Source organism: Butyricicoccus sp., assembly GCF_050872565.1.
Classification (GTDB): Bacteria; Bacillota; Clostridia; order Oscillospirales; family Butyricicoccaceae; genus Butyricicoccus_A.
Genome location: NZ_JBNMHC010000175.1, coordinates 1 through 4,664, shown reverse-complemented (window position 1 = coordinate 4,664; position 4,664 = coordinate 1). Strand labels below are relative to the sequence as shown.

The 4,664-nt window shown below is 47.8% G+C and carries 6 protein-coding genes and 1 tRNA gene; 5 read left to right on the top strand and 2 right to left on the bottom strand.

The genetic code is table 11. From position 1 onward, the window contains the following. Positions 1-164: 164 nt before the first annotated feature. Positions 165-917 carry a sirohydrochlorin cobaltochelatase gene (locus ACR0P9_RS07940; protein WP_432618990.1) on the top strand — a complete coding sequence of 251 codons (753 nt, stop codon included), beginning with the start codon at positions 165-167 and terminating at the stop codon, positions 915-917. 5 nt (positions 918-922) lie between these two features. Then, complete coding sequence (locus tag ACR0P9_RS07935; RefSeq protein WP_432618988.1) at positions 923-1,399, top strand: hypothetical protein; 477 nt, start codon at positions 923-925, stop codon at positions 1,397-1,399. A 95-nt stretch (positions 1,400-1,494) separates the two neighbouring features. Here the strand turns inward: ACR0P9_RS07935 and ACR0P9_RS07930 are convergent, their stop codons facing one another. Together ACR0P9_RS07930 and ACR0P9_RS07925 are read right to left on the bottom strand one after the other, a co-directional pair. After that, positions 1,495-1,923: a GNAT family N-acetyltransferase gene (locus ACR0P9_RS07930; RefSeq protein WP_432618986.1), complete on the bottom strand. Its 429-nt coding sequence runs from the start codon at positions 1,921-1,923 to the stop codon at positions 1,495-1,497. Between the two features lie 111 nt (positions 1,924-2,034). Further along, positions 2,035-2,110: transfer RNA gene (locus ACR0P9_RS07925), tRNA-Pro, on the bottom strand. Positions 2,111-2,241: 131 nt separating this feature from the next. Between ACR0P9_RS07925 and ACR0P9_RS07920 the strand changes: the two genes are divergently transcribed. The 3 genes from ACR0P9_RS07920 (at position 2,242) to ACR0P9_RS07910 (ending at position 4,462) form a co-directional block, all read left to right on the top strand. Then, positions 2,242-3,633, top strand: coding sequence for a glycine--tRNA ligase (locus ACR0P9_RS07920; protein WP_432618984.1), 1,392 nt, complete (start codon positions 2,242-2,244; stop codon positions 3,631-3,633). Between the two features lie 139 nt (positions 3,634-3,772). After that, positions 3,773-3,967, top strand: coding sequence for a helix-turn-helix transcriptional regulator (locus ACR0P9_RS07915; RefSeq protein WP_432618982.1), 195 nt, complete (start codon positions 3,773-3,775; stop codon positions 3,965-3,967). 3 nt (positions 3,968-3,970) lie between these two features. Next, positions 3,971-4,462, top strand: a complete 492-nt coding sequence (locus ACR0P9_RS07910) for a DUF6773 family protein (protein ID WP_432618980.1) — start codon at positions 3,971-3,973, stop codon at positions 4,460-4,462. The last annotated feature ends 202 nt before the right edge of the window (positions 4,463-4,664 follow it).

Sequence of the window (4,664 nt, the reverse complement as noted above, 5' to 3'; positions counted from 1 at the left end):
GCCAACGAAATCCATATTTCTCAGGCGCAGGTATCCCGCTTGGAAAAAAGTGCGCTGTCCCGCATCCGAAAACAAATCTAATTGTGTCCGTTCTGTCCTTGACAGATGATTTTCCCTCCGCTATCCTGAAGATAATCTTAGGAATCGGAGGGTACTTATTTATTATGAAGCAAGCAATTGTCGTAGTCAGTTTCGGAACATCCGTTCCCGAAGCGATGCAAGCGATTGAAAACATCGAACGAGCCGCCGAGCAGGTCTGTGAACAACCGGTATACCGCGCGTTCACCTCACGAATCATTCGCAGGAAACTGCGCGAGCGCGATGGTATGGATATTCCCGATCCGCACATGCTGTTTGAGCAGCTGTGCCAACAGCAGTACGAACGCATTCTTTGTCTGACAACCCACGTGATTCCCGGTATAGAATATGAACAGCTGTGTGCAGATGCCGCGGCATTTCCGCAGGTGCACATGGCGCATCCATTATTATGGTCGCAATCCGATTATGATGTCTGTGTTCATGCAGTCATGCAGCATGTTCCGCCGTGTGCAGAGCACGAAGCTCTCCTACTGATGGGGCACGGCACGGAGCACTTTGCCAATGCAGCGTATTGTGAGCTGGAGCACAAATTCCGCACAGCGGGATATTCACAGGTGTATGTCGGCACCGTAGAGGGCTATCCTCAGCTGGACAGCATCATCCCACAGCTGCAAGCTGCCAAGATACAAAAAATTCTGCTCATGCCATTTATGATTGTTGCCGGAGACCACGCCCGCAACGACCTCTCCGGCGATGCACCCAGCAGCTGGAAAAGTCAGCTGGAAGCACTTGGTTTTGAGACCCAAACGATATTGACCGGACTCGGCGAACTGCCGGAAATTGCGAAAAAATTCGCATCGCATTTGCAAGAGGCATGACATCTGTGAAAAACAAACACAAGATTCTCGTTTCTATCGCGTTATTGGCGATGCTCATATTGTCCGGCTGTGCTTCCGGTTCGTCTGACCACACATCTTCTCTCCTGTCAACGGACAACATGCAAAAAATTGATACACAAACGGTCTACCCCAACCCAGAAGCAAGCGGAGAGGACCGCGTGTATTATACCGTAGATGTATATCAGGATACCGATCATACCATTCTCGTGCAAGCAGATTCCAACTTCCAATTGTTCGAGAAAACCCAGTACACCGTCGCATACGATCAGGCTATCACGAAATCCGATGTGTCCATCAAGTGGACAACACTCATGGGCAGCACGGAAGTCTCTCAAGACGATGAATTGGCAATTGCTGATATTTCCCTCTCCCACGACGGAACCGTATTCAGCGAAAAGAAAATCAATTTCGTCACCAAAGCCATTGATATTGTTGTCGATACAATAGATCAAAATCCATAGAAAAAAGCCTGTATTCCGACGGAATACAGGCTTTTCTTGTGTCAGCAACAGCGGATAAAATGAAACCATTGCCGTTCTGTGAAACAAATCGGAATTTACCGCTTCCATACCATTACAAATTCTTTTTCACCAGTATTAGCATCCATATTTTCAGATTGGATACTAAATTTTTCTCGCAGGTAAAATTGAATTGCTTTCTCATTCTTCTGATAAACACTCAGTCTTAGCGTGGATTTGATTTCTTTCGCATGATTCAACAGTTGTTTTCCGATCCCTTTTGATTGAGCTGTTTTTTTCACAAAAATACCCTCAATGTAGTTATCATTCAGTCCAATAAATCCTTCTATCTGCTTTGCACAGTCATCTTCATATACATATATTTCTGCGTGTGGCAGCATTTCTTTTACCACATAAAAGTTGCTCTGCCAGTAATCAGAAGATATAAACTCATGTGCCTGAATATTTGTATTCAGCCATATTTGCATCACTGCATCTATATCACCATTAGCGTATTGCCGAATCATTTTATTATCTCCACAGCTTCCAGTTTGTCAAATACATTATCCACATCACGATGCAATCTACCATAAATAGAAAAAACCCGATGGCTTCGTATCAAAACCATCGGGTTTATTTGGTCCGAGTGACAGGAGTCGAACCTGCGGCATCCTGCTCCCAAAGCAGGCGCGCTACCATCTGCGCTACACCCGGATATGAATTTGGTTTGTCAGACACAATGTCTTGACATTTAATTAGTATACGCTATAATAAGAACATAGTCAAGAGCTTTTGACTAAATTTTTGTGTGCATAAGCCATATGCGCCTATAAGGAGTAGAAATTATGAACAACACCGAAAAGACAATGGACAAAATCGTCGCTCTGTGTAAGGGACGCGGTTTCGTTTACAGCGGCTCCGAGATCTACGGCGGTCTTGCTAACACCTGGGATTACGGTCCGCTTGGTGTCGAATTCAAGAATAACGTCAAGAACGCTTGGAGAAAGAAGTTCGTACAGGAATCCCCGTACAATGTCGGTCTGGATTCCGCTATCCTAATGAACCCGATGACTTGGGTTGCTTCCGGTCACGTAGGCGGTTTCTCTGATCCGCTGATGGACTGCAAGGACTGCCACACTCGTCATCGTGCTGACCAGCTGATTGAGGACGCTACCGGCGAGAATCCGGCTGGCTGGAGCAACCAGCAGATGCGTGACTACATCGACGAGAAGCAGATTGCTTGTCCGAACTGCGGTGGTCATAACTTTACTGATATTCGTCAGTTCAACCTGATGTTCAAGACCTTCCAGGGTGTTACTGAGAACGCAAAGAACGAGCTGTACCTGCGTCCGGAGACCGCACAGGGTATCTTCGTCAACTTCCAGAACGTACAGCGCACCACCCGCCGTAAGATTCCGTTTGGTGTCGCTCAGGTTGGTAAGTCTTTCCGTAACGAGATTACCCCGGGCAACTTCACCTTCCGTACCCGTGAGTTCGAGCAGATGGAGCTGGAGTTCTTCTGCAAGCCGGGCACCGATCTGGAGTGGTTCAAGTACTGGAAGGACACCTGCAAGAACTTCCTGCTCAGCCTTGGCATCAAGGAAGAGAACATGCGTCTGCGCGACCATGAGCAGGAAGAGCTGTCCCATTACTCCAACGCTACCACAGACATCGAGTTCCTGTTCCCGTTCGGCTGGGGCGAGCTGTGGGGCATCGCTGACCGCACCGACTTCGACCTGACCCAGCATCAGAACACCTCCGGTGTTTCTATGGAATACTTCGATCAGGAAGCCGGCGAAAAGTACATCCCGTACGTTATCGAGCCGTCTCTGGGTGCTGACCGTGTTGCTCTGGCATTCCTGTGCGACGCATACGACGAGGAAGTTGTTGGTCAGGACAAGAAGGGCAAGGATGATGTTCGTGTCGTTCTGCGTCTGCATCCGGCTCTGGCACCGTACAAAGCTGCTGTTCTGCCGCTGTCCAAGAAGCTGCATGACCAGGCAATCCCGGTATACGAAGAGCTGGCAAAGCACTTCATGATTGACTATGATGAGGCTGGTTCCATCGGCAAGCGCTACCGCCGTGAGGATGAAATCGGTACCCCGCTGTGCATCACCGTTGACTTCGAGACCGAAAACGACGGCTGTGTCACTATCCGCGACCGCGACACCATGGAGCAGATTCGTCTGCCGATCGCTGAGGTCAAGGATTACATCGCAAAGAAGTGCGAATTCTAATCTGACAACACAGATCATTGAGAAAAGCTGTCCTGTTCGCAGGATGGCTTTTCTTTTGCATTGCAATGTAAAATATACTTGACATTTTATCATGTATAGCATATACTACAGGTACAGAAAGACAGAAGGAGGGCAGCGCATGAAAAATCTGCGGCTGAAGGCAGCTCGTGCCGGAAAAGATCTCTCCCAGCAAGCACTGGCAGATCTGGTCGGCGTCTCCCGCCAGACAATCAACGCCATCGAAAAAGGCGATTATAATCCAACCATCCGTTTATGCATTGCTATTTGCAAAGCATTAGATAAAACTCTGGACGATTTATTTTGGGAGGTATGACCTATGAAACGAAACCAATTCCATTTACTCCCCCCGATTGCTCTTGACGAGCGTCAAACACAGCAGATGTATCAAATCGAACATCGCGGGTTCTGGTTTGCCTATTTTGGCATTCTCGTCTTACTGCTCATAGAGATTCTGACCAATTCCCCGTTTCTGCTCATCGGCTGCACCACAGCTCTGCTGTTCGCTTTGAGCATCTATACCGAGTTTTGCTGCATCCGCCGCGGCTTGTGGGATTGGCGGCTCAAGCCAAATGCCAAGATCAACGCCTTGATGAGTATGATCGGTGCCATCTGCATCTTTGTCTTTACGTTGCTGATGTACACGAAACAGGGATATTTCGTGCACTATCCGAAAATCCTGTGTCTGTGTGCCCTGATTGCCGCTTTCTTTACGTTTCTTCTGACTTTCGCCCTGTTGTCCATCACGGCACGCATGTGCGTCAAGCGCAACGCACAGTTAGAAGAAGAATGCGAAGAGGACGAGGAATAATCTCATATTTTTCTGTTAAATTTTCCGTAACCATGCTATACTAAAGTTGTTTGACAGTAAATTTTCACAGGAGGTTTCAATACCATGGAAAAGAAAATTCCTGTCCGCAGCGAAGCGGACCCGAAATATACTTGGGCACTGGAAGATGTCTATGCAAACAACGATTTGTGGAAGGCCGATTTGGAAAAAGCCCGTGCCCTGC

What these genes read in the sequence shown, in the direction of transcription:
- ACR0P9_RS07940 (WP_432618990.1), top strand. Translation starts at nt 165, where the DNA reads ATGAAGCAAGCAATTGTCGTAGTCAGTTTCGGAACATCCGTTCCCGAA.
- ACR0P9_RS07930 (WP_432618986.1), bottom strand. Translation starts at nt 1,923, where the DNA reads ATGATTCGGCAATACGCTAATGGTGATATAGATGCAGTGATGCAAATA.
- ACR0P9_RS07920 (WP_432618984.1), top strand. Translation starts at nt 2,242, where the DNA reads ATGAACAACACCGAAAAGACAATGGACAAAATCGTCGCTCTGTGTAAG.
- ACR0P9_RS07915 (WP_432618982.1), top strand. Translation starts at nt 3,773, where the DNA reads ATGAAAAATCTGCGGCTGAAGGCAGCTCGTGCCGGAAAAGATCTCTCC.
- ACR0P9_RS07910 (WP_432618980.1), top strand. Translation starts at nt 3,971, where the DNA reads ATGAAACGAAACCAATTCCATTTACTCCCCCCGATTGCTCTTGACGAG.